General features: G+C 54.3%; 1 protein-coding gene and 1 pseudogene. Both read left to right on the top strand.

Annotated elements, in window-relative coordinates:
• A pseudogene (locus AC1DRJ_RS31105) lies at positions 1-278 on the top strand (VOC family protein); the annotation flags it as partial.
• A gap of 172 nt (positions 279-450) precedes the next feature.
• Positions 451-689 (top strand): DUF2437 domain-containing protein (locus tag AC1DRJ_RS31100; protein WP_477805485.1); only part of this gene is annotated, 239 nt, incomplete at its 3' end.

Genomic DNA, 689 nt, shown 5'->3' with positions numbered 1-689 from the left:
GACACATTCTGGGCAGTCAGATCTTCGATTATTGGCAAGACCCATGGGGCGATAAACACGAGCATTACTGCGACGGGGATATTTTTACGGCCACTCGGCCTACGGGCATTCATCCGGTAAGCCCCGAGGCAATGGCCCAGTGGGGACCGCTCATGCCTAAGAGTTTTACAAAACCCAAGCTGAGCTTAACCAAGCTGCTTGTGTTGATTCGCAACTTGCGACGTAGTCCGGACCTGACAATTCGAAAGTTGGTAACCCTTATGCGTATGTTTGGATAGATACGCCATGTCGGACAACTCAACCCAGTATGGCCGACGGGACGTGCTTAAAGCCGGCGCTTTGATCGCCGGCGGCTCGTTGGTCTACACCCTTGTCAGCCCACCTTCAGAACAACACCACAGTTCTTGCGCCACCGAGCGCAGGACAAACGCTGCTCCAGGAGTACCTTCAATGTCTGCTGTACACGTAGTCCGCTTTGAATTTCAGAACGGTATCCACTGGGGCGTGCTTCGCCAGGGCCGTATCACAGTAATCCCAGGTGTTTTTGAAACCACCGGTGACTTCATTCGCCAGAACAGTATCGACGACCTCGCTCAACTGAAAGGCCAGGAGCTTGCGGAGGGCGAAGTGAAACTGCTGTCGCCGGTGACCCGTAACCAGCAATTCGTCTGCCAGGGTGCCAATTACCG

This window comes from Pseudomonas sp. P5_B2 (assembly GCF_056400445.1).
The sequence above is the reverse complement of the archived record's forward strand: the minus strand, read 5'-3'. Positions and strand labels throughout refer to the sequence as shown.